Raw genomic sequence first — 22046 nt, forward strand, 5'->3', positions numbered from 1 at the left:
GCTTAAGTCATCAGCGCGCGGAATACGGTATACAGGATAATACCCGCGACAATGGCCAGCACAATGAAGATGGCAAAGATACTGACCCCTTTTTCGGCATCAGCCGGATGCAGTTCATCATCATCGGCAATGCTGATTAGCTCACCATTATAAATACGGTAGAATTCTTCACGCTGCTGTGGATCGAGTGTACTGGTAAAGTCATGCACACGTTTACGCTGCGCCAGACAATACTCACCTAAATGAATTTCCTGATGGAACACCGCCTCATCGAGTTTTTTACGGTGATGATGGGCCAGCTCGATAATCTGCTCCGCACGTAAAGGCAGATCAAAGTTAAAACCGTCTATTGTATTTGTCATGTGGCTCTCCTTTTTATGTTACCTTTCTTATATGCATATCATAATAAAATTATAGAGTGTTCAATGTTTAATCATGTAAACTTGAAATATCACGGATCTGCCCCATCTCTTAGTTGACATTTCCACGAATGTGTAATATTAGTTTAACACAACCTCGATAAACTATTATTTAGACTGGCTATACAGTCTTTATTGCGATCATAATTAAAATAAAGGAGTTTTATATGATTCAGAGTATCTCTCACCATGATCTTGAAATTGCATATGCAAATGCGGTTAACACCATTCAATCACAGATGAACTTCCAAGATGCTGTGGCTGAACTTGAACAGGTTGCCCGCGCGGGTCATGGCAAAGCCGCTATGTTCTTAGCTGAACTGTACTATCAAGGCTTCCGCGTAGAACGCGATTCACTCAAAGCACAGTACTGGCAGAATATGGCCACCATGCAAGCATAAACAGACGTCACCTAGGTGGCGTTTTTTAATGCCTGAAATTTGTTTTTTATATTTGTTTACGATTTAACGCAAAGCTTAAACGCTTTATTCATCTGAATTTCCTACAATACAGGCACCACATTAGTGTTTATATGACATGAACCAGATTAAGTCTTTAAAACCCGCTGCCCAAGATATTCACATGAAAATCAGTATTCTAAAATCAATGATGTATTGCGGGGTACTTTGGGGGCTATATCATCAGGGTTGGGCCATGACCTCCGATCAGGATGATTTTATTTTTCCCTTTTGGTTAAACGGTGTCCAAGCCTATAAATATGCCAAGAAACACTGGCCAAACTACACTCCGCGCCAGATTAGCCCGCAGGATTTTCAGAATTCTTTGCTACCGACCTTAACCCGTTTAAAAGTCACACCGGCGCTGTGTCATTGTTCCAGCCAGCAATTCAAGCTGACCACACAGCAAATGAAACACTTTTTCTTTAATGATACCCAGTTAAAGACCGCTTAACGTAGAGATTCATGCACCATCAAACCTCAACGAAAACAATATGACTGCTGATTATGGCCTCTAATGATAAAACTATTGGCATTTTTCAAAATTGAGGTTAAGTTAGAACCCATACCAAGAACAAAAATGGCAAGGACCAGACAGAATGACCAATGTAACACACGTATTAAAAGATAAGCATAGCCAGGAAATATACACCGTTAGTCCGGAAGCAACTGTACTCGAAGCAATTTCAATTATGGCCGATAAAGGCATCGGGGCGCTTGTAGTGACCCATGAAGGTCAAGTGGTCGGGATTTTATCCGAGCGTGACTACACCCGTAAAATTGCCCTGATGGAACGCTCCTCTTATGACACCACTGTCAACGAGATTATGACCGCAAAGGTACTGACCGTGACCCAAAGCACCAGCGTAGAAGACTGTTTAAGCCTGATGACCGATCGTCATTTACGTCATTTACCGGTAGTAGAAGATGGCAAACTGGTCGGACTGGTGTCGATTGGCGACCTGGTAAAAGCAGTGATGGATGATCAACGTAAACTGATCGACCAGCTACAACAATATATTGCCAGCTAAACAGACAATATAAAAAACAAAAAACTCTCCTTCAGGAGAGTTTTTTTATGGCCAGTCTTTTAAAAACTGTTCTTTTAAAAGAGACTAAACAGGATTAATTCAAGCCCAGCTTGTGTGCCACATAGTCTGCATCTTTATCGCCGCGACCGGACAGGTTCACCACAATATTGGTGTCTTTGGACATTTTTGGCGCTTCACGTATCGCCCATGCGACCGCATGCGAGCTTTCCAGTGCCGGCACAATCCCTTCAACCCGAGACAGCTGAATAAAGGCGTCCAGACATTCCTGATCAGTAGCAGTGGTATATTCGACACGACCAGCATCTTTCAGGAAGCTGTGCTGTGGCCCTACACCCGGATAATCCAGCCCAGATGCAATCGAGTGTACCGGGAGTGGCTCACCCTGCTCATCTTCCAGCACATAACAGGCCATACCGTGTAACTGACCCGGTTTGCCTAAAGTGAGGGTTGCAGAGTGCATATCGGTATTCAGGCCATGACCGGCTGGCTCAACACCAACCAGTTTTACTTCCGGATCATTCAGAAACGCGGTAAAAGCGCCCACAGCATTAGAACCACCACCGACACAAGCCACAATATAATCCGGCTGTGCACCAAAACGTTCCTGCGCCTGAACTTTAATTTCATCACCAATAATGGCCTGGAAATCACGTACCATCATCGGGAATGGATGCGGTCCCACCACCGAACCAATCGCATAAATATAGTTTTTCGGATCTTTTAAGTATTCTTCGAAGGCGCTGTCTACCGCATCTTTTAAGGTTGCAGTGCCGCGGGTCACGGAAATCAGCTTGGCGCCCAGAATTTTCATTTTTACGACATTGGGATGTTCTTTCTCAATATCGACCTGACCCATGTGAATTTCGCATGGAATACCCACCAGAGCACAGGCGGTTGCCAATGCCACGCCATGCTGACCAGCGCCAGTTTCGGCAATGACTTTGGTTTTGCCCATATATTTGGCCAGCAAGGCTTCACCTAAACAATGGTTAATTTTATGTGCACCAGTGTGGTTTAAATCTTCACGTTTTAAATAGATTTGTGCCCCGCCCAACTGCTCAGATAAACGCTTGGCATGAAATAGCGGACTTGGACGACCCACATAATGTGCGAATAGCTCAGCCAGTTCCTGCTGAAATTCCGGAGTCTGACGAATTTCTTCGTAGGCCACTTTAATATCATCCATCGCCGCTTTCAGATGCGGTGGAATAAACTGCCCGCCATATTCACCAAAAAAGCCATCTTCATTGGGTAAGGCAACGCCATTCATCTGAGAGTTCATGCAGTATTCCTTCTATTTTATGAAGCTTAACGCGCCAAATAACGGGTTAAATCTTCAATCCCCTTTAACGTCATGGGATACATATGATTTTCAAAAATTTGCTGAATTAAACCGATGGTCTGGGTGTAGTGCCAATATTGCTCTTGTTCCGGGTTCAGCCAGGCGGTTTTATCAAAATGCTGGCGTAAACGGCGCAACCACACTTGCCCGGCCTCATCATTCATATATTCCACTGAACCCCCAACGGCATTCAGCTCATAAGGTGCCATACTGGCATCCCCGACCACAATGACACGATAGTCGCGTCCGTAGGTGTTGAATAAATCCCAGGTATTCATACGGGTGTGTGAACGGCGTACATTGTCTTTCCAGACATAATCGTACAGGCAGTTATGAAAATAAAAATATTCCAACGTTTTAAATTCGGTTTTGGCCGCACTAAACAGCTTTTCACACTGGGCGATGTGCGCATCCATGGAGCCGCCGACATCAAACAGCATTAACACTTTAACCCGGTTACGCCGTTCGGGTACCAGTTGCACATCCAGAATACCCTGTTTGGCGGTTTCACGAATGGTGCCATCGACATCTAGCTCTTCAGCCGCGCCCTGACGGGCAAACTTGCGCAGACGGCGCAGCGCCATTTGCATTTGCCGTGAACCGAGCAGCTGGTCATCATCCAGATTACGGTATTGACGCTGTTCCCAGACTTTAACCGCTGAACGTTTACGGCCCGGCCCGCCTATACGCACCCCTTCAGGATGATCACCATAGGCACCAAACGGCGAGGTTCCACCGGTCCCAATCATGCGGTTACCGCCCTGATGCTTTTTATGCTGTTCGCGTAAACGCTCTTCCAGCATTTTCATCAGCTCTTCCAATGAACCGGCTTTTTTCAGTTCTTCGCGCTGCTCCGGGGTTAAATGCTTTTCCAGCAGCTCCAGATCAAACCAGTCTTTCGGCAGCTTATGGACCTGATTCAGCAATTCATCCAGATCAAAGGTCGAGATACCATCAAAGTAATCTTTCATGGCCCGGTCGAACTTGTCAAAAAAGCGCTCATCCTTGACCATAATGGTTTTGGCCAGATGATAAAACTCATCCTGATTGGCAAAGACCAGACCTTCTGCCACTGCACGGTTCAGGTCAATCAGTTCGCGGGTGGTGACCGGGATGCCGTATTTTCTTAAGGTATAAAACAATCGCACAAACATGTGGCGATTACTCCCTTAACGACGGGCCATAAAGGCTAAGCGTTCCAGTAACTGAACATCCTGCTCGTTTTTAATCAGCGCGCCATACAATGGTGGAATGGCTTTGGTTTTGTCAGCATTACGCAGAATATCGTCCGGCATGTCATCCGCCATTAACAGGCTTAGCCAGTCAATCAGCTCAGAGGTTGAAGGTGGTTTTTTCAGGCCCGGAATCTGGCGTAGTTTAAAGAATACCTGTAAGGCTTCTGACACCAAAGTCGTGGAGATATTCGGGAAATGCACATTGATGATGTCGCGCATGGTGGCTTCATCAGGGAAATCAATATAATGGAAGAAACAGCGACGCAAGAAAGCATCGGGCAGTTCTTTTTCATTATTGGAAGTGATGATCACAATCGGACGCTGCGTTGCGCTAATGGTTTCGCCAGTTTCATAAACGAAAAAGGACATTTTATCCAGCTCATGCAGCAAGTCGTTTGGAAACTCGATATCGGCCTTGTCAATCTCGTCAATCAGCAGTACACAGCGCTCTTCACTGCTAAACGCTTCCCACAGTTTGCCCGGCTTAATATAGTTTTTAATATCATAAACCCGGTCATCCCCCAGCTGGCTATCACGTAAACGCGACACGGCATCATATTCATACAGGCCTTGCTGGGCTTTGGTGGTCGATTTGATATGCCAGGTAATCAGTTTCAGTCCCAGGCTTTGCGCGACCTGCTCGGCCAGTAAGGTTTTACCGGTACCCGGTTCACCTTTAATTAACAGGGGCTTTTGTAAACGACGTGCCGCCTGCACCGCCAGCTTTAAGCTGTCAGTGGCGATGTATTGATCAGTACCAGTGAAGTGTTGTGTATCTACAGACATGAGATAACCTTATTTCAATTTAAACTTATTTTTGTAATTAAAGCGCTGTGCTGTTGTTCTTGGCAGCAAGACCTGCCTTACGCTGGCTATATTTAGACCAGAAATAACCAACCACCAGTCCTAAACCAATCACCACCAGAATGGCAGATAAATTGGACCAGACCAGCGGCATTTCCTTGGTTAATACACCAAACAGCAAACCAAAGGTGGCCGGTGCAATACCTGCATTATGCCCTTCGGAAATGGTAGGCGTCAGCAAGATGGCAAAGACCACAATCCAGCTTACGCCGCCAAGTGGATGAGGCAGACGTTTGGCAATTTCATACCAGCACCATAAAATAATCAGGCTACCCAATAGATAGACCGTAACGGCAATGGTATTTTCAGGAATTGATTCTAAAAAAGTCATTAAATTTTCCATCACTCAACTCCTGAATTTAACTTAGGCACCGCGTAAGCCTTCTGGCTCAACCGCATTCGGATTAATTAAACCTTCTGGCGGCATTTGAATAAAGAAGCCTTTGGTTTGAATCGAATCCATGACATGCAAAATATTGGCCCGCGCGAGTTTACGGTTTTCATGCAATTCTAAATCCATGACAAACGTTGCACGACCAAATGCAGTACGCAGTACTTCCGGTACCACTTCAAGCGGATCTGCCGCTTCTGCTTGATCATCTTGGCTTTCAATACGAGCGACATAAAGATACATTTCATCTTTTTTGCTCGATTTATAAATTGAACAGAACATATTCAGCACAATACTCGTTTAACTCAGGCCAAAGCATACATCAAAAAAAAGACGGATACATTAGTGATTATTAACGCATCAGTCGTGATTGTGTACAAATCATAATTCTGGCAGCAGTTTGCTGTTTTTTTAATCCATCACTTTCATATGATTGGATAAATACTGCTGATCTTGATGCAGCACTTCAATCAGCGGCTTGGTCAGCAGATCATAACGCCAGCCCAATAAATAGCTTGGTAAATCCTGCTCATCATTTTTAAATACCACATGCTGATACAGGGCATTCAGCCATTTTTTCCGCATCAGCACTTCTTTAGGGATGCCGGTTTCATTGACGCCGCGTTGAATCACCTGCTCAATGTGCTGCCCGACTTCTTTGGAAGAATGGCGAATTGGACGCGCCATGCGCAGCGGCCAATGCTCTGGATCGGGCAGGAATTTCAACAGGTCTAAAATAGTTTTGCCATGTTCACGTAAAATATTCGGACGGATTTCCTTCACGTGTGACAGCTGGAAATTATTTTTCGGATTTTTTTCAACCAGATCCAGTAAGGTGGTATTTTTCAGAATAAAGCTGCGTGGCTGGTTTAAAGCCTTAACCATCTGTTCACGCCAGACCACCAATTGCTGCAACTGCATGAGCTGACGGCGTGAATGGCGGTAATTGCCGACATCCTGATACAAACGCTCTAGCGGTGTATCTTCCCCAATTTCCTGGGTTAAATGACGGCAATCTTCTACCACCAGATTCAGTAACGATTTTTGCTGCAAGTCCTGCTGTACTTTTTCTGCCAGTTGCATTAAATACAGCACATCATTGGCTGCATATTGCAACTGTTCCGGTGATAATGGTCGCGCCAGCCAGTCCGAACGGGTCTGATCTTTGTCAATATCGACTTCCAGCACCTGCTTTAAAGCATTCTGATAGCTGACCTGCAAACCATAGCCCAAAAAGGACATCCCAACCTGGGTATCAAATACGTTTTTTAGTGATTTTTGCTGGGCATAATGATAGATCAGGTCAATATCTTCGCCGCAAGCATGGAAAATATTCTGCTGCGCCTGGAAGATTTTTTCCCAGAACGCCGAAAGATTCAGCGTTGTTCCATCCAGCAAATAAACTTTTCCTGCGACATTAATCTGGAACACCCCCAATTTGGGCCATAAGGTATCAACCTTGATGAATTCGGTATCCAGTCCATAGGTAGAGTTTTGACTCATTAATGTTAAAACATTTTCAAAGTCTTGTTGCTGTTGAATAAATTGGAACATAGCAGAGAGAGTCGTTAAAGTTTCTCAAGGGGTATTTTAACCAATAAATATAATTTAGCTATAAAAAAATAAAACTTACGGTATATTTTGCTGATTTTTTTTAAAGTTTAAGCTCAAGATAAACAAAAGTTTATATTTTTTATATCTTAGTTAAAGTTTCAATATTTGATTAAGACCCAATTTAAAAAGTTGAAATCTGATGAAATAAGCACCGGAGTACTTATTTCATGCGCATACGGTTATGGACAGCCTGACTTAAAGTGTGACTGTCGATATATTCCAGTTCACCACCTTGCGGCACGCCCTGGGCAATCCGGGTCATCTGCACCGGTAAATGCTTGGTCGCTTCGACCAGATAATGCGCCGTCGCCTGACCTTCTACCGTGGCATTGGTCGCCAGAATCACTTCTTTGACCTGACCCGAGCTTAAACGGTGAATTAAAGCTGGAATCCCGATTTCTTCCGGGCCAATCCCGTCAAGCGGCGATAAATGCCCGCCCAAGACATGATATTTACCGCGGAAGCTGCCACTTTGTTCAATTGCCATGACATCGGCTGGTGATTCCACCACGCAGAGTAATTCTTCATCACGCTCCGAAGATGCGCAGATATTGCACACTTCATCTTCGGTTAAAGAATGGCAGATGGAACATTCGTGAATATGCGTGGTCGCCTCATTTAAGGCATAAGCCAGACCCAGCGCGCCTTCACGGTTTTTCATGATCAGGTGCAAGGCCATGCGCTGGGCCGATTTTGGCCCAACACTTGGCAAAATACGCAAGGCTTGTACCAGTTGATCAAAACGATCGCTGAACACAAATGCGCTACCTTAGAACATGCCTGCCAAACCTGGTGGTAAGCCCATACCAGAATTCGCTGCTTTCATACGTTCTTCAGAAATGGTTTCTGCCTGACGCGCTGCATCATTCATGGCCGCAGCAATCAGGTCTTCAATCATGTCTGGATCGTCTTGTAACAGTTCAGGATTGATTTCAATACGCTTCACCACGTTACGGCAGGTCATGGTTACTTTGACCAGACCACCGCCCGCTTCGGCATGCACTTCAGTTTGTGCCAGTTCTTCTTTGGCTTTCTTGATATTGTTTTCTACTTCTTTCTGCATGCGCTGCGCTTGCTGCATTAACATATTAATGTTCATAAAAATCTCCGAACAAAACTGACATCTTTGGCTAAGCACTCTACACGAAAATTCAGCAAAAAGATGTCAGAATTTATAAATTAAATCAGGTCTAAACCACGGCTAAGGTCGCGAATAATATCATCAATATCTTCCAGACCCACAGAAACACGAATTAAACCTTCTGAAATACCGGCTTGCTGTTTGGCTTCGGCAGACATACGGCCATGTGAGGTGGTGGCAGGATGGGTAATCGTAGATTTTACATCGCCAAGGTTACTGGTAATCGATAAGAAACGCGTGTTATCAATGACGGTCCATGCACCTTCACGCTCACCTTTCACCACGAACGATACAACACCGCCAAAACCGCTTTGTTGCTTTTTCGCTAATTCATGCCCCGGATGCTGCGGCAAACCGGCGTAATATACGGTTTCCACTTTTGGATGGGCATCCAGCCATTCTGCCAGCTTCTGTGCACTAGCACAGTGGGCTTTCATTCGCAGGTTCAGAGTTTCCAGACCTTTAAGGAAGACCCAGGCATTAAACGGGCTCATCGAGTTACCCAGGGTACGAATCACGCCATTAATTTCTTCCAATAACTGATGATTACCGACAACAGCACCACCCAAGGCACGGCCCTGACCATCAATATATTTGGTTGATGAATAAATGATTAAATCCGCACCAAATTTAATCGGCTGCTGTAAAACCGGGGTACAGAAGGTATTGTCAACGGCAAACAAGGCATTGGCTGCATGGGCAATATCAGCAATCGCTTGCAAATCACCCACTTGTGCCAATGGATTAGATGGGGTTTCAATAAACAGTAAGCGTGTATTTGGGCGAATCGCCTGCTGCCAGGCCGCTAAATCTTCCAGATCAACAAAGGTTACATCTACGCCAAATTTCATGACATATTTTTCAAATAATGAAATGATCGAACCGAATACCGCGCGTGAACACACCACATGATCGCCGGCTTTTAAATAGGCCAGGGTAATTGCATGTACTGCAGCCATACCTGAACTGGTGGCCACGGCACGTTCTGCGCCATCGAGCACTGCTAAGCGTTTTTCAAAAGTATGGACAGTCGGATTGGTATAACGGGAATAGGTATTCCCTTCAATTTGCCCAGAAAATTTGGCGGCTGCATCAGCTGCACTTTCGCAAACAAAAGACGATGTTAAAAAGATGGGTTCACTATGCTCACCCTCGAAGGTACGGTCATGACCAGTACGAATTGCCAAAGTATCTAACTGATATTCGATCTCGTCTTGTTCGCTCATCTCGATTTTCGCCCTTAGACTACCGTTATAAGAATTGCCAACATTTTGAGCGCCCAAGGTGTTTAAGGTCAAGGTAAAATATGGAAATATCGCTTAGACTTCATCCAACTCAGCGTCATGACAAGCAGATAGAGGCTATGAACCCAGTACAGAAAAAATTTGCAGATCAACGCAAGAAGTTAAAAAACTTATCGACCCGGCTTTTTAACAGCAAGACTTTGGTGATCTCCCAAACCACACCGTATGAGATCATTGGCGAATACCAACACGCACAAATCCGTTATTACGCTTCACCCAATAAAGCCTATCAGGAGCCGCTGGTCTTTGTTGCGCCGCTGGCGATTAATATGGCGATTTATGATTTGTATCCCTATCGCTCTTTAATCAAGCATTTCCAGCATAGCGGTTTTGATGTCTACCTGATTGACTGGGGACGTTTAAACTATACCCATCGTCATTTAAATTTTATGTACTTTATTAATGCTGCGATTCCGCATTGTATTGAGCAGATTCGACAGCACTCCCATAGCGAGCAGATTTCCCTACATGGCTGGAGTATGGCCGGCGTCTTTGTGATGCTGTATACCGCCTATCGTCAACCTCAGATTGTGAAAAACCTGATGGTGCTGGGCAGCCCGGTAGATAGTTATGCTTCCGGTCGCATCGGCCAGCTGTTTAAACGCAGCAACCAGCTGATTTCACGTAATCACAAATTAAAACAGGCCTTACATCAGGGCTCTATTCCCCCACATTTCATTCATACGCCCGGCATCATCAACGCTTTAGGTTTTAAAATTCTAGATCCTAAAGGCTGGCTGGACAGTCAGCGCCAGCTGTTGCTCAACCTGCATGATCCGCAAATACTGCATGAACATGCCACGCTGGGGAATTTCCTGAACAATATGATTGATTATCCGGGCGGGATTAATCAGGACATGGTACTGAATGTCTGGCTGCAAAATCCGCTGAAAAACGGCATTATCCGCCTGAAGGATGAACATATTGAACTAAAAAATATTCGCTGTTCTTTATTTGTCGGGGCCGGGCAAAGCGACCAGATTGTGACGGCTGCCGCTGCACAGCCTTTAAGCCAGTTGACAAGTAGTACAGATGTCACGTTTACTCTTATTCCGGGTGGTCACTTAGGCCTGATGTCCAGCCAGAAAAGTGCCAATGAATTCTGGCCCAAGCTGACCCGTTGGCTCGAGCAAAGATCAACAAAAATACACAAGGAAACCGCATGATTCAGTCCGTTGCATTTATTGGTTTGGGCGCTATGGGATACCGCATGGCCGCACATTTACCCCAGCATTTTGATACAGTCTATGTCTGGAACCGTAATTTTGCCAAAGCCGAGCAACACGCAGCGGAATATGCTACACAGGCGGTTCAGCTTGAACAGGCCGTACAGGCCGATGTGATTTTTTCCTGCCTGCCGACCAGCCAGGATGTAGAACATCTGTTAGAGGGTTTGACGCTAAAAGCCGGCTCTATCTGGGTAGACTGTACCAGCGGTGTGCCTGATTCTGCCAAAAAAGTGGCTGCGCAGCTCAAAGCACAACAGGTAGATTTTCTGGATGCACCTGTGAGTGGACAAACCATCGGTGCAGAAAAAGGCACCTTAACCGTGATGGTGGGCGGGGATGCGCAAGCTTTTGAAAAAGCCCTACCCGCGATGCAGGCTTTTGGGCAACTGATCAAGCATGTCGGTGAACCGGGCGCTGGTTTTGCTGTTAAAGCCATTAACAACATGTTGATGGCTGTCAATTTATGCGCCGTTGCCGAAGGATTTACCACCTTAAAAGCGCATGGGGTAAACTTAAACGAAGCGCTGGATTGTATTAATGCCTCAAGCGGCAAAAGCGCGGTAACGGAAATGGTATTACCCCAGCGTATTCTTAATCGCGCATTTCCACTAACCTTTGCCCTGCCGCTACTGGCCAAAGACACCGGAATTGCTTTAGACTTGGTACGCGATGCAAAACTTTCAGCACCGGTACTCGGACTGGCCCAAAGTTTGATTCAGGCTGCCAATGCTACTGCTGAACCAGATAGCGACTTCTCCAGCGCCGTTAAAATGTATGAGGACTGGAACAAGATTACAATTGAGTAAGATCTGGCCATTGAATAATCAGAATAAAACCTAATATTGTGAGTAGATGCTTACCCACAATGTTATTACAGAGGAAACTCGTATGAATAAGCTCACTGTTGCATTATTGACCAGTCTTGCAACATTCATTGGGGCAAATACCACGGCTTTTGCTTCAGCACAGGAATGTCAAAAGCTGAAAAATGATCATGATGTAATTTATGCATCAAAAGGCTTCTGCTTTAAAGATCCTGAAGCCAAAGCCAAGTTTGGCAATGACAACTGCTATACCACCAAGCCAAAATTTTCTGAAAGAGAGCAACAACGACTTGACGAAATCAAGGCGCGTCAGAAAGAATTGAACTGTAAATAATTCAATGCATTGATTAAAGGAAATATCATGGCTTACGATGATCAAAATATTTTTGCAAGAATCCTGCGGGGAGAACTGCCTGCAATTAAAGTCTATGAAGATGAACAGGTTCTTGCGTTTATGGACATCATGCCTCAGGCAGATGGTCATACACTGGTCATCCCGAAATCACCTGCGGTTACCCTGCTCGACTTAGATCCACAAGTCGCAGCCTACACCATTCAGGTGGTGCAGAAAGTTGCCAAAGCCATGGAAAAAGCCTTAGGACTAGATGGAATTGTATTGATGCAGCTGTCTGGCGCTGCTGCGGGACAAACTGTACCGCATGTTCATTTCCACCTCATTCCTACCTCGGTACATCAACTCGGTAAACATGCTGCGCAGATGGGTGACCAGGAAAAAATCATGCAACTGGCTGAAAAGATTAAGGCAGTGCTTTAAAATATTTTCCCCGGTGAAATGTAAAAATGAATGGAGCGACTGCTCCATTTTTTTAAGCAGAACTTCTGCTAAACCTATTTTTATGACACTAAGGTGTCAATTAGCTTGCAATTAAGTTATTCATTTCATAAATTTTTTCTAAATTTAAAAACCTGTTCACTTAAAATTTGCGATTAAAGGTAAGTTTTTGATCTGATTTGTTCTTTTTAATATTTTTGAAATATTTCCTTAATATTACTGTCGCATTTGTAAGGAATACTTAGCACCAATAGAGAACGGGGGTAGATCAATCCTACTTCTGAACAATGTTTAGGACTAAAAACAATAGTCTGTATTGGAGCTACACATGAAAAAAACGCTTTGCGCATTAGCAGTTGGGGCAACCTTATTTACACCAGCATTAGCTATGGCTGCTGATGTAAAAGTATATGGTCGTGCACACGTATCTTTAGACTATCTTGATGATGGTGCAGACTACAACGAAGTTGGACTATCTTCAAACTCTTCTCGTTTAGGCTTCAAAGCTGAACAAAAATTAGAAAACGGCATGACTGTTTTTGGTCAAATCGAACAAGAAATTAACTTCGCTAGCGGTTCAGCAAATGATGATTTAGAGTTTGCAACTCGCGATACTTTCGTTGGTTTAAAAGGTGATTTTGGTCAGGCACGTGTAGGTCGCTTTGACAGCCCGTTTAAAGTTGCTCGCGGTCCAGTCAACTTCTTTGGTGACCAATTAGGTGATATCCGTAACGTAACACGTGAAGGTAAGTTACGTTTTGATGAACGTAATGCCAATACGATTGAATATAAATCACCAAAATTTGGTGGTGGCTTTAACGTTTTAGCTGCTCTTTCTTTACATGAAGGTAATAGTGCTGGTTTCACATCTACAACCTCACAAAAAACTACAGTCATTAATACTGTAGACGGTCCAGTTACAGTTGTTGTTCCAGGCACTACAACAACAAATACTAAAGCTGATCGTGATGATAAAGCTTATGACTTAGCTTTAACTTATAAAGAAGGCAAAGTCGATTTTGCTGCTGCTTATGAGCACTATGAAGAAGATGCAAACCGTGGTGAACGTGATGGCTTCCGTGTTGCAGCTGCATATAAAATCACACCTGAATTAAACTTCGGTGGTTTATATCAGTATTTAACGCATGATAACGATGCTGACAACCCAGATGCTCAAGTATTTGGTGTAGCAGCGGATTATAAGTTTGCGCCAAAAACTTATTTACGTGGTCAAGTGTTCCACCGTGATGTAGATGCAGATGATGCAAATGCAACTCTTCTTGCAGTGGGTCTTGAACATCGCCTAGACAAAGCAGTACGTGTGTATGGTAACTTGGCTACTGTACTGAATGATGAAAACTCAAATCTGACTCCATGGGCTCAAGGCCGCTCAAATAGCGTAGGCGGTGTTGATGGCGAAGATGCATTCGGTCTTTCTCTAGGTTTCCGTTACGACTTCTAAGTCTAACCTCTACCTAAAAAGCAAAAAAACACGCTTCGGCGTGTTTTTTTATATCCAGATTTCTAGATTAAAAAGCCAACCTCAGGTTGGCTTCATTATATAAACAGACTTATCTTTTCAGGAAACCTGACACCATATTCAGTACATTCTGAATATCATTATTGGCTTCAGTTTTACTGGTCTGCTCACCCTGTGGAGTTAAAGAGTCAATAATCTGTGGCAACACCTGTGAAATTGCGCCATAAATATCCTGTTTAGGGGCATGGGTTTGCTGCGCTACCTGTTCCACTTCTTCATCATCAAACAGATTCTGGACTTCCTGCGGATTCACACTGGCATTCTCGCCCGGCCCGGTCGAAACCCAGTCATCCACCTGGCTGCTTAGGCCCTGACCTTTTAATTTGTCCAGTGCACCTTGCAAACCACCCTGCTTTTGAATCCAGGCCAGCACCAAAGGCAATACCGCAACCAGAAGAGAAGTTTTAGAACTACCACCTAGCCCCTGACTGGAACCACCGAATTGGCCCAGCACAGAGCCTAAAATCCCACCCAAACCGCCTTGCTGGCTTTGCCCACTCTGCTGGTGATTATTTCCAAGTTGACCTAGAACTGAACCGAGAATACCGCCTAGCCCAGCACTTTGTTGGGATTGCTGCTGATTAGAATTTGAACCTAAGGCCTGTTTCGCCAAAATTTCCACAATATTGCTTAAGTTTGTCATGATTTTTGTTTCTTCCTTTAATGACATTCACTCAGCATACGATGCTTCATTCATCTGAAACATCCGAAATTGTTATGTTTTTGCAAAAACTGCAGAAAAGCTGAGCATTACCAGCGATATTTATCCCAGTTTTCCGGGTTAGCCCAGAATTTGGAATTAAACCAGTCCGGTACATGCTTATAGGTCAAAATATTAAATTGCCACAACATTAGGTCATGCTGCGGCTGGCTTTTATCCATCAGTTGGGTAAAGCCCAAGGCACGTAATAAAGGTTCATCTTGACGTTTAGTCACCACCACCATACGTTTGGCCAGCAAATCACGCAGTTTCACCAAAAGCTGCGATTTCTGCGCGCTGCTCAAATCTGCCATTTCTTCAGTATCGAGTAGTACAAAAGCCAAATCAAAACGCTGGGTAAAAGGCAGATTTAAAAGCGTAGTTACGTTAAAATATTGCCATTGAATTGTCTGATGATGATCGTATTGTTCAAGATGTTGACCAATACACAATGCAGTAGAAACTGGCTGCTCCTGGGTTAAATCGTCTAGCATAGAAGTGATGACATTCATCTCAGCCATGACTGCATTCCTTATGATGAAAGTGAGTATTTTTTATGGAACTACAAGGCATTTGCCATAAAATGCATGCAGGTCTAAAGGACCTTAGTGTAACTGATCAACAGACACACCGGGCAAATGTTGAATATAAATTTATTCTGGATCGCTCAGAAATCGAACTGCCTTTTCGCTTGGGTCAAGAAATAGAAATTGAATGGACCGGCAATATTTACTGTGTTTCTTGCGGCAGCAAAACTCCAAAATCCTATTCACAAGGTCACTGCTTTAAATGCTTTAAAACCAAAGCGTCCTGTGACATGTGTATTATGAAACCGGAAACCTGTCATTATCATTTAGGCACTTGCCGCGAAGAAGAATTTGCACGATCTGTCTGCTTCCAACCGCATGTGGTGTACCTAGCCAACTCCAGTGGCTTAAAGGTCGGAATTACCCGTATTGGCCAAATGCCAACACGCTGGCTGGATCAGGGCGCAACTCAGGCCTTACCGATTATGAAAGTCGGCTCTCGTCGTTTATCTGGCCAGCTGGAAATCATGTTTGGCTCACAAATTGCCGATAAAACTGACTGGCGCAAACTGCTCAAAGGTGAAGCTGAACCGGTCGATTTAATTGCGACCCGTGACCAGCTGATTGAAGAATTTGCACCTAAAATCAGCACCATTCGTGAAGAATTTAACCAGAATCTTGAGTTTAATGAAACGCTGGAATTGATGGAGCAGGAACGTCCACGTGAGTTTATTTATCCGGTGGAACAGTATCCTGAAAAAATTAAATCGCATAATCTGGATAAGACCCCGGTGATTCGCGGCAAACTTTTCGGGATTAAAGGACAATATTTAATTTTAGATACTGGCGTAATTAATATCCGTAAATATACCGGCTATGAACTGATTATCCGTACTGAATAAACTTTTCACCAAAATATAAGCACAATAAAAAAACCGGCGTTTGCGCCGGTTTTTTATTATGCAGTCAGACTTATTCAATATCTGCTTTAGCTTTCAGATACTGGGTATAGTCATCCAGTTCTTGCTGGGCGCGCAGCTGTTGATACAACTTGGCAAGCTCCTGTAACTGTTCAGGCGTTAAAGCATTTGAAGTGGTACGGTTCACATTCGATACCGCTACAACGACCAGTTCATTTGGCAAAGCTGCCGTGGTCACAGACCACATCCCTTGCTTCGGTGGCATCAAGCTAAATGCAGCACGCTCAATTTCACGCTTTAAACGACCTTCAGCACGGGTAAATACACCAGCATCTTCAAAACGGATTTGCTGCTGAGCCAAGACTTCTGCAGCCGGTTGCGTCTTGAACTCATCCAGTGATTTCTGGATTTTGGCTTTGGCTGCATTAAAGGCTTTTTCTTCAATCAGTTTGGCACGTACACGTGGTGTTGCTTCAGCCAGGGTTTGCACACCCGCAGCATGATACTCACGTACTTTCACCCAAACCACATTACCATTGGCCATTTGAATGTTACTTGAAGCGTTACGATCGCCGTTTTTCACATCATCATTAAACAGTTTCACCTTCACACTTGGATCAGATAATACTGGATGCTGAGAGGCCAGACTAAAGCCTTTTACCGATTCAACCTTGGTGCCTTTGACTTCCTGAGATACCACATCCAGCACATCACTACCCACCACCATCTCATTCAGGCTATTTACCGTATCCGAGAAGGCATTTTGCTGTTTGGTCTTTTTCAGTTCTGCAGTTAAACGGGCTTTTTCCGCCTCAAAAGAAGGCACCTGAACTGCATCGGTTTCAACCTGAATTAGATGATAACCATATTGGGTTTTCACCGGCTGAGAAATCTGACCTGATTTCAGACTGGTGACTGCCTGATCAAAGGCATTGCCAAAGGCACCCACGTCATAAGCCTCAAATAAGCCACCCTTGTCTTTAGATTCCGGGTCTTCTGAATATTTCTGTGCAGCAGCGGCAAAACTGGTGCCCTGCTGGATTTCAGCATACACCTGATCCGCCAGTTTTTTGGCAGCTGCATCATCACGTGCATCGGTGGTAATTAAAATATGTTTAACCTCACGCGCTGCATTTTTTTGCTGGGCTTCAACAAACTTGTCATAGGCCTGTTGCAATTCTGCATCGGTGATTGCAGCTTCAGTCGCGGAAATATGTGCTGGCGTCAGAACAATAAAGTCGACATCAACATTGGCGACCTGCTTAAACAGGGTCGAATGTTTATTGTAATAATCACTGATTTCTTGCGCTGAAACCTGAATATTTTTCTTATATTCATCCAGTTTAATGCTGGATAAATGCAAGGTACGCTGTTCGGTTTGTAAATTGGCAATCTGCTGGATATCCAGCTCGCTCACTAAGGCATGATCCATAAAGCTCGCGCTAAGCATTTTCAAGGCATGATCCTGACGCAGGTTCTGGATTAAAGCCTGACTGCTCATGCCCACTGAACGCAGGTAATTGGCATACAGTGCTTCAGAAAACTGGCCATTTTCCTGAAAGCTTGGTTGCTGGGCAATCATCTGCTCAATTTGCGCATCGCTTAAGGAAATACCCAAATGTTCAGTCTGTTGTAACAGCAAGGTGCGTGCAATCAGAGTATCGAGTGCTTTATTTTCAATATACGCCTGATTCAACAAGGTCTCATCGCCCTGTGTATAGCTGAGATATTGTTGTTTTAATGAGTTGGATAAGGCTTCTAATTCCTGTTTGGAAACCTGTTGCCCATTTACTGATTTTGCCGAGTCGGCAGAATTGCCGCCACTAAAATATCCTTCAATACCTACAAGTGCTAAAGGGATCAGAAACAGAACGAGCAAAACCTTGCCCAACCAGCCCTTAATAACATTACGAAAAGATTCCATAAGTATTCCAATATTTTACTTGTGCAGGATTTTAACCGAAAACCCTCAGCGAATGAATGTATTAAAACCCGAAACTCTGATTATTAATAAAAAACGCGCCAGGAGGCGCGTTTAATACTGCTTAAAAGATCAAGCTACAGAATCTTTTAAACCTTTACCCGCTTTGAAGCTAGGTACTTTGCTTGCTTTAATCTCAAGTGTTTCACCAGTTTGTGGGTTACGGCCTGTACGAGCAGCACGTTCTTTCACATTGAAAGTACCGAAGCCCACTAAAGTCACTGTGTCGCCTGCTTTCAGCGCTTCAGTGATTGAAGCAATTGTAGCGTCTAAAGCCTTACCAGCGTCAGTCTTAGACAATCCCCCTTTCTCTGCAATTGCATCAATTAATTCTGATTTATTCATGAAGATTACGTCCTCTTAATATCGTTTATTTAAGGTCCAAAGATTTCGCTTAAGTTACCGTAATGCCTTTATAGCAATGCTTTGAGGGTAAAAGCAATACTCTCCAGACGCATTTATACAAAATAAGTTGCAAAAATCTGCCAAAAAATGCCAAAGCTGTCGAGATTTTCACTTTTTCAGGAGTTGTTCTTTTAATTGCTTATTTTCTTCAATTAAAGCATCGACTTTGCTGTGCAGTTGCAGCACCAGCTGCTCTAAATGCTGGATATCTTTCACGGTTACCAGCCCTATACGGTTCAAGGAATGATGAACACTATGGTCAATCATCCGTTCGACCTTATCTTTGGTATCGACCACCGATTCTTTGGCCTTTTCAGAAACTTTTTCTACGGTCTGATCGGCAATTTCGGTGGTTTTGGATTCCAGTTCTTCCCCCACCTTGACCAGTGAGTCAAATAATTTATTGCCTTCTTCTTCAGCACGGGAAAACGCGCCTAAGCCGGCCAGCCAGATCTGTTTGGTATATTTGCGAAAATCCAGCGCCGATTTACGCCCAGAACGTACTCTTGCTTTGTTTTTAGACGCTTTTTCATTTTCGTTTTGTGGTTCTGGCGATTCTACTGCTGCTTCATCCATTCGCATTTCTCCTGCTTATTTTGTATACCATTCAATATCATAAACCAACAAAATGCTCCTATAATAGCAAATTAAGCACTTGAACGTTTTGTTAAACTGTTCTACAAAGCAAGAATATTATGTATTACTTCCTGGTAATGCACCGCTTGGATATGCATGACTCGATCTGGTTAGGGACTAAATTGTATGAATGAATCGCAACAAAGACAAAATGAATCACATTTGTTGCTGACGATGGTGATGATTGTTCTGGAAACAATCTTTAGCTTTATCTTGAAATATGATCGTGTCGTTGCACTTCAGGCCAAAAAATTTGTAGACCAGAAAATTGCAGTCAAAATTAACAGCTATATCCCCTATTTTGACTTTTATGTGCAGTTTAGTGAACACGGCATCCTGTTTGATCTAAAAGCACCTGAAAAAGCCGTTGAGTTAGATGTCCGCACCACATTGCTGGATTTGATCAAGATTTTTGTCTTGGGAAATCGTCGCAGTATTCGTACCATGCGCATTGAAGGCGACCCGACTTTAAAAGATGAGTTCCGCGACCTGCTGACTTTATTCAGTATTCCTAAAGTGCTGTCGGACTGGCGTCAATGGCTGGCCGATCCTGAACACGAGCAGGAACTGGAAACCTCTAAACGCCGGATTGCCCCATTATTAGAGAAAATTGACCTGCAACGCTCGACCATTAATACCCTGCAGGTAGAAGTTAAACAGTATAAAAACCGCATTCGTCGCATGCAACGCAACCAAAAGCGAATTAATCTGGCTTTTAGTCTAATTACTCTGCTATTAATTGCGTTATTAGTGTATAATTTATGGATCGTTTAAATCCTTAATTTCCCTGCGATTGAATCGAATATCCGAATAATAAAAAAACTTGACTATTTTAGTCAGGATTCATAGAATCTACACATCTAGTCCAACCATGTGTATCGAATCATGCGCTTAACCACTCGCGGTCGCTACGCAGTGACTGCTCTACTTGATCTAGCTTTGCAGCCAACTGAACAAACGATCACTCTTGCAGAAATTGCAGCTCGACAATCTATTTCTGTCGCTTACCTTGAGCAGTTATTTGCGAAATTAAAGCGTCACGGCCTGGTTTCCAGTATTCGTGGAGCCAATGGTGGTTATCACCTGGCGCGCAGTGCCGATACAATCACCGTATTAGAAATCATTGAAGCTGTAAATGAAACGGTTGATGCCACCCGTTGTGACCATAAAGGCAACTGCCAGAATGGTGCAATGTGCTTAACCCATGATTTATGGCAAGAACTCTCCCACCATATTGCCGATTATCTTGCAAAAATCACCCTTGCTGACCTTGTAGCTCGTGACAACGTTCAAGCCGTTGCAATTCGCCAAAATTCAGCATCTTTTGATTCAGCCCTTTTATCGGTTACAGGTATTTGACATGAAACGTCCGATCTATCTTGACTATGCAGCAACAACTCCTGTAGACCCTCAAGTTGCAGAACGTATGATGGAATGCTTAACTTTCGAAGGCACCTTCGGTAATGCAGCATCTCGTTCACATGCCTATGGCTGGCAAGCAGAAGAAAAAGTGGAATATGCACGTGAACAAGTTGCGAACTTGATCAAAGCTGACCCACGTGAAATTGTCTGGACTTCAGGCGCAACTGAATCTGACAACCTTGCCCTAAAAGGTGTGGCTCAATTCTATGCATCTAAAGGCAAGCACATCATTACCTCTAAAATTGAACACAAAGCAATTTTAGATACCTGCCGCGAGCTTGAGTCTGAAGGCTTCGAAATTACCTATCTTGAGCCACAACCACAAACCGGTTTAATTACCCCGGAAATGGTTCAAGACGCAATTCGTCCAGATACTATTCTTGTTTCCCTGATGATGGTGAACAACGAAATTGGTACCGTGACTGACGTTGCTGCAATTGGTGAAATTACCCGTGCCAACAAAATCTTCTTCCACGTTGATGCTGCACAGGCTGCGGGTAAAGTCGAGATTGATCTTTCAACCTTAAAAGTTGATTTAATGAGCTTCTCTGCACACAAAATCTATGGCCCTAAAGGCATTGGTGCCTTATTTGTACGCCGTAGCCCGCGTGTGCGTCTGAAAGCGCAAATGCACGGTGGCGGTCATGAGCGCGGTATGCGTTCTGGTACGCTGGCGACCCATCAAATCGTGGGTATGGGCGAAGCATTTGAGCTGGCAGGTAAAAACCTGGAAGCTGAACAAACCCGTTTACGCGTGTTACGTGACAAACTCTGGAATGGCCTGCAAGATCTTGAACAGGTGTTCCTGAACGGTCACCCGACTCAAAACGTAGCCAACTACTTAAACGTCAGCTTCAACTTTGTTGAAGGTGAATCGTTAATGATGGCGCTTAAAGATGCAGCAGTATCTTCAGGTTCTGCATGTACGTCTGCAACGCTTGAGCCATCTTATGTACTGCGTGCGCTAGGTCTGTCTGACGAGCTTGCGCACAGTTCAATTCGCTTCAGTTTTGGCAAATACACCACTGAAGAAGATATTGATCATGTGTTATCAATTACCAAAGCTGCTGTTGAGAAATTACGTGAACTTTCTCCGCTTTGGGATATGTATAAGGAAGGTATCGACCTTTCTACAGTTGAGTGGGCGGAACACTAATTCGACACTGAGATGAAGCTTTATTCAGCTTCATCTCATTGATAAAACGAATATTGACCCCATATTAATATTAACGCTGACCCCGAGGTTTGG

The 22046-nt window shown here is 44.0% G+C and carries 27 protein-coding genes; 12 read left to right on the forward strand and 15 right to left on the reverse strand.

The genetic code is table 11. The annotated features are described in order from the left end of the window. Positions 1–2: 2 nt before the first annotated feature. Positions 3–362: a hypothetical protein gene (locus GA693_RS05615; RefSeq protein WP_005178401.1), complete on the reverse strand. Its 360-nt coding sequence runs from the start codon at positions 360–362 to the stop codon at positions 3–5. Between the two features lie 224 nt (positions 363–586). On the opposite strand from GA693_RS05615, the gene GA693_RS05620 reads away from it, so the two are divergent. The 3 genes from GA693_RS05620 (at position 587) to GA693_RS05630 (ending at position 1908) form a co-directional block, all read left to right on the forward strand. After that, on the forward strand, positions 587–820 hold the full coding sequence (locus tag GA693_RS05620; protein WP_005178404.1) for an SEL1-like repeat protein: 234 nt from the start codon (positions 587–589) through the stop codon (positions 818–820). A 136-nt stretch (positions 821–956) separates the two neighbouring features. Beyond that, positions 957–1331: a DUF2750 domain-containing protein gene (locus GA693_RS05625; RefSeq protein WP_160241259.1), complete on the forward strand. Its 375-nt coding sequence runs from the start codon at positions 957–959 to the stop codon at positions 1329–1331. 145 nt (positions 1332–1476) lie between these two features. After that, positions 1477–1908 carry a CBS domain-containing protein gene (locus GA693_RS05630; RefSeq protein ID WP_005178410.1) on the forward strand — a complete coding sequence of 144 codons (432 nt, stop codon included), beginning with the start codon at positions 1477–1479 and terminating at the stop codon, positions 1906–1908. 94 nt (positions 1909–2002) lie between these two features. Here the strand turns inward: GA693_RS05630 and trpB are convergent, their stop codons facing one another. The 9 genes from trpB to GA693_RS05675 all read right to left on the reverse strand — a co-directional run bounded on the left by trpB (position 2003) and on the right by GA693_RS05675 (position 9742). Continuing rightward, the gene (gene trpB / locus GA693_RS05635) at positions 2003–3211 is read right to left on the reverse strand and encodes a tryptophan synthase subunit beta (RefSeq protein ID WP_075167962.1); all 1209 of its coding nucleotides are present in this window, start codon (positions 3209–3211) and stop codon (positions 2003–2005) included. A 26-nt stretch (positions 3212–3237) separates the two neighbouring features. Further along, complete coding sequence (locus GA693_RS05640) at positions 3238–4425, reverse strand: vWA domain-containing protein (RefSeq protein WP_104505803.1); 1188 nt, start codon at positions 4423–4425, stop codon at positions 3238–3240. A gap of 15 nt (positions 4426–4440) precedes the next feature. Next, the gene (locus GA693_RS05645) at positions 4441–5292 is read right to left on the reverse strand and encodes an AAA family ATPase (protein WP_045795395.1); all 852 of its coding nucleotides are present in this window, start codon (positions 5290–5292) and stop codon (positions 4441–4443) included. Between the two features lie 37 nt (positions 5293–5329). Further along, positions 5330–5713: a hypothetical protein gene (locus GA693_RS05650; protein WP_045795396.1), complete on the reverse strand. Its 384-nt coding sequence runs from the start codon at positions 5711–5713 to the stop codon at positions 5330–5332. Between the two features lie 21 nt (positions 5714–5734). After that, on the reverse strand, positions 5735–6004 hold the full coding sequence (locus GA693_RS05655) for a YcgL domain-containing protein (protein WP_374855823.1): 270 nt from the start codon (positions 6002–6004) through the stop codon (positions 5735–5737). A 168-nt stretch (positions 6005–6172) separates the two neighbouring features. Next, complete coding sequence (locus tag GA693_RS05660) at positions 6173–7315, reverse strand: ribonuclease D (protein WP_104472778.1); 1143 nt, start codon at positions 7313–7315, stop codon at positions 6173–6175. Positions 7316–7535: 220 nt separating this feature from the next. Next, positions 7536–8132, reverse strand: coding sequence for a recombination mediator RecR (gene recR / locus GA693_RS05665; RefSeq protein ID WP_005178420.1), 597 nt, complete (start codon positions 8130–8132; stop codon positions 7536–7538). A 12-nt stretch (positions 8133–8144) separates the two neighbouring features. Further along, positions 8145–8474 (reverse strand): YbaB/EbfC family nucleoid-associated protein, encoded by a 330-nt coding sequence (locus tag GA693_RS05670; RefSeq protein WP_005178423.1) that lies wholly within the window; start codon positions 8472–8474, stop codon positions 8145–8147. Positions 8475–8554: 80 nt separating this feature from the next. Next, positions 8555–9742, reverse strand: a complete 1188-nt coding sequence (locus GA693_RS05675) for an O-succinylhomoserine sulfhydrylase (protein WP_005178426.1) — start codon at positions 9740–9742, stop codon at positions 8555–8557. Between the two features lie 137 nt (positions 9743–9879). Between GA693_RS05675 and GA693_RS05680 the strand changes: the two genes are divergently transcribed. From GA693_RS05680 to GA693_RS05700, 5 genes are all read left to right on the forward strand, one after another. Beyond that, complete coding sequence (locus GA693_RS05680) at positions 9880–10986, forward strand: alpha/beta fold hydrolase (RefSeq protein WP_171502405.1); 1107 nt, start codon at positions 9880–9882, stop codon at positions 10984–10986. Continuing rightward, the gene (locus GA693_RS05685; RefSeq protein ID WP_160241257.1) at positions 10983–11855 is read left to right on the forward strand and encodes an NAD(P)-dependent oxidoreductase; all 873 of its coding nucleotides are present in this window, start codon (positions 10983–10985) and stop codon (positions 11853–11855) included. Before GA693_RS05680 ends, GA693_RS05685 begins: the two co-directional genes overlap by 4 nt. 82 nt (positions 11856–11937) lie before the next feature. Further along, positions 11938–12207 carry a YARHG domain-containing protein gene (locus GA693_RS05690; RefSeq protein ID WP_045795400.1) on the forward strand — a complete coding sequence of 90 codons (270 nt, stop codon included), beginning with the start codon at positions 11938–11940 and terminating at the stop codon, positions 12205–12207. Between the two features lie 27 nt (positions 12208–12234). Next, positions 12235–12648, forward strand: coding sequence for an HIT family protein (locus GA693_RS05695; RefSeq protein ID WP_005178433.1), 414 nt, complete (start codon positions 12235–12237; stop codon positions 12646–12648). Positions 12649–12994: 346 nt separating this feature from the next. Further along, positions 12995–14128 carry a porin gene (locus GA693_RS05700; protein WP_160241256.1) on the forward strand — a complete coding sequence of 378 codons (1134 nt, stop codon included), beginning with the start codon at positions 12995–12997 and terminating at the stop codon, positions 14126–14128. Positions 14129–14237: 109 nt separating this feature from the next. Here the strand turns inward: GA693_RS05700 and GA693_RS05705 are convergent, their stop codons facing one another. After that, positions 14238–14849: a YidB family protein gene (locus tag GA693_RS05705; protein WP_005178435.1), complete on the reverse strand. Its 612-nt coding sequence runs from the start codon at positions 14847–14849 to the stop codon at positions 14238–14240. 107 nt (positions 14850–14956) lie between these two features. After that, positions 14957–15427 (reverse strand): DUF6231 family protein, encoded by a 471-nt coding sequence (locus GA693_RS05710; protein WP_005178437.1) that lies wholly within the window; start codon positions 15425–15427, stop codon positions 14957–14959. Positions 15428–15462: 35 nt separating this feature from the next. Between GA693_RS05710 and GA693_RS05715 the strand changes: the two genes are divergently transcribed. Beyond that, the gene (locus GA693_RS05715) at positions 15463–16335 is read left to right on the forward strand and encodes a DUF2797 domain-containing protein (protein ID WP_075174536.1); all 873 of its coding nucleotides are present in this window, start codon (positions 15463–15465) and stop codon (positions 16333–16335) included. Between the two features lie 70 nt (positions 16336–16405). Here GA693_RS05715 and GA693_RS05720 read toward each other — a convergent pair whose 3' ends face one another. From GA693_RS05720 to GA693_RS05730, 3 genes are all read right to left on the reverse strand, one after another. Continuing rightward, positions 16406–18277, reverse strand: coding sequence for a SurA N-terminal domain-containing protein (locus GA693_RS05720; RefSeq protein ID WP_160241255.1), 1872 nt, complete (start codon positions 18275–18277; stop codon positions 16406–16408). Positions 18278–18406: 129 nt separating this feature from the next. Then, entirely contained in the window at positions 18407–18679 is a 273-nt protein-coding gene (locus tag GA693_RS05725; RefSeq protein WP_005178445.1) for an HU family DNA-binding protein, read from the reverse strand. Positions 18680–18847: 168 nt separating this feature from the next. Then, positions 18848–19315 (reverse strand): phasin family protein, encoded by a 468-nt coding sequence (locus GA693_RS05730; protein WP_005178447.1) that lies wholly within the window; start codon positions 19313–19315, stop codon positions 18848–18850. A 186-nt stretch (positions 19316–19501) separates the two neighbouring features. Here GA693_RS05730 and GA693_RS05735 point away from each other — a divergent pair, with 186 nt between their 5' ends. The 3 genes from GA693_RS05735 to GA693_RS05745 all read left to right on the forward strand — a co-directional run bounded on the left by GA693_RS05735 (position 19502) and on the right by GA693_RS05745 (position 21953). Further along, a complete protein-coding gene (locus GA693_RS05735; RefSeq protein ID WP_160241254.1) occupies positions 19502–20149 on the forward strand; it encodes a hypothetical protein in 648 nt (215 codons plus the stop codon). A gap of 111 nt (positions 20150–20260) precedes the next feature. Beyond that, positions 20261–20734 (forward strand): Rrf2 family transcriptional regulator, encoded by a 474-nt coding sequence (locus GA693_RS05740; protein WP_005178455.1) that lies wholly within the window; start codon positions 20261–20263, stop codon positions 20732–20734. 1 nt (position 20735) lies between these two features. After that, positions 20736–21953: an IscS subfamily cysteine desulfurase gene (locus GA693_RS05745; protein ID WP_005178458.1), complete on the forward strand. Its 1218-nt coding sequence runs from the start codon at positions 20736–20738 to the stop codon at positions 21951–21953. Positions 21954–22046 lie beyond the last annotated feature (93 nt).

Source organism: Acinetobacter indicus, from assembly GCF_009914475.1.
In the GTDB taxonomy this organism is placed as follows: domain Bacteria; phylum Pseudomonadota; class Gammaproteobacteria; order Pseudomonadales; family Moraxellaceae; genus Acinetobacter; species Acinetobacter indicus.

Bases quoted from the DNA above. Each gene is read 5' to 3' on its own strand.
- GA693_RS05670 (WP_005178423.1), bottom strand. From the start codon at position 8,474: ATGAACATTAATATGTTAATGCAGCAAGCGCAGCGCATGCAGAAAGAA.
- GA693_RS05685 (WP_160241257.1), top strand. From the start codon at position 10,983: ATGATTCAGTCCGTTGCATTTATTGGTTTGGGCGCTATGGGATACCGC.
- GA693_RS05680 (WP_171502405.1), top strand. From the start codon at position 9,880: ATGAACCCAGTACAGAAAAAATTTGCAGATCAACGCAAGAAGTTAAAA.
- GA693_RS05710 (WP_005178437.1), bottom strand. From the start codon at position 15,427: ATGGCTGAGATGAATGTCATCACTTCTATGCTAGACGATTTAACCCAG.
- GA693_RS05715 (WP_075174536.1), top strand. From the start codon at position 15,463: ATGGAACTACAAGGCATTTGCCATAAAATGCATGCAGGTCTAAAGGAC.
- GA693_RS05645 (WP_045795395.1), bottom strand. From the start codon at position 5,292: ATGTCTGTAGATACACAACACTTCACTGGTACTGATCAATACATCGCC.
- GA693_RS05705 (WP_005178435.1), bottom strand. From the start codon at position 14,849: ATGACAAACTTAAGCAATATTGTGGAAATTTTGGCGAAACAGGCCTTA.
- GA693_RS05690 (WP_045795400.1), top strand. From the start codon at position 11,938: ATGAATAAGCTCACTGTTGCATTATTGACCAGTCTTGCAACATTCATT.
- GA693_RS05675 (WP_005178426.1), bottom strand. From the start codon at position 9,742: ATGAGCGAACAAGACGAGATCGAATATCAGTTAGATACTTTGGCAATT.
- GA693_RS05730 (WP_005178447.1), bottom strand. From the start codon at position 19,315: ATGGATGAAGCAGCAGTAGAATCGCCAGAACCACAAAACGAAAATGAA.
- GA693_RS05700 (WP_160241256.1), top strand. From the start codon at position 12,995: ATGAAAAAAACGCTTTGCGCATTAGCAGTTGGGGCAACCTTATTTACA.
- GA693_RS05720 (WP_160241255.1), bottom strand. From the start codon at position 18,277: ATGGAATCTTTTCGTAATGTTATTAAGGGCTGGTTGGGCAAGGTTTTG.
- GA693_RS05740 (WP_005178455.1), top strand. From the start codon at position 20,261: ATGCGCTTAACCACTCGCGGTCGCTACGCAGTGACTGCTCTACTTGAT.
- GA693_RS05615 (WP_005178401.1), bottom strand. From the start codon at position 362: ATGACAAATACAATAGACGGTTTTAACTTTGATCTGCCTTTACGTGCG.
- GA693_RS05695 (WP_005178433.1), top strand. From the start codon at position 12,235: ATGGCTTACGATGATCAAAATATTTTTGCAAGAATCCTGCGGGGAGAA.
- GA693_RS05650 (WP_045795396.1), bottom strand. From the start codon at position 5,713: ATGGAAAATTTAATGACTTTTTTAGAATCAATTCCTGAAAATACCATT.
- GA693_RS05660 (WP_104472778.1), bottom strand. From the start codon at position 7,315: ATGTTCCAATTTATTCAACAGCAACAAGACTTTGAAAATGTTTTAACA.
- GA693_RS05655 (WP_374855823.1), bottom strand. From the start codon at position 6,004: ATGTATCTTTATGTCGCTCGTATTGAAAGCCAAGATGATCAAGCAGAA.
- GA693_RS05625 (WP_160241259.1), top strand. From the start codon at position 957: ATGAACCAGATTAAGTCTTTAAAACCCGCTGCCCAAGATATTCACATG.
- GA693_RS05630 (WP_005178410.1), top strand. From the start codon at position 1,477: ATGACCAATGTAACACACGTATTAAAAGATAAGCATAGCCAGGAAATA.
- trpB (WP_075167962.1), bottom strand. From the start codon at position 3,211: ATGAACTCTCAGATGAATGGCGTTGCCTTACCCAATGAAGATGGCTTT.
- GA693_RS05735 (WP_160241254.1), top strand. From the start codon at position 19,502: ATGAATGAATCGCAACAAAGACAAAATGAATCACATTTGTTGCTGACG.
- GA693_RS05620 (WP_005178404.1), top strand. From the start codon at position 587: ATGATTCAGAGTATCTCTCACCATGATCTTGAAATTGCATATGCAAAT.
- GA693_RS05725 (WP_005178445.1), bottom strand. From the start codon at position 18,679: ATGAATAAATCAGAATTAATTGATGCAATTGCAGAGAAAGGGGGATTG.
- GA693_RS05745 (WP_005178458.1), top strand. From the start codon at position 20,736: ATGAAACGTCCGATCTATCTTGACTATGCAGCAACAACTCCTGTAGAC.
- GA693_RS05640 (WP_104505803.1), bottom strand. From the start codon at position 4,425: ATGTTTGTGCGATTGTTTTATACCTTAAGAAAATACGGCATCCCGGTC.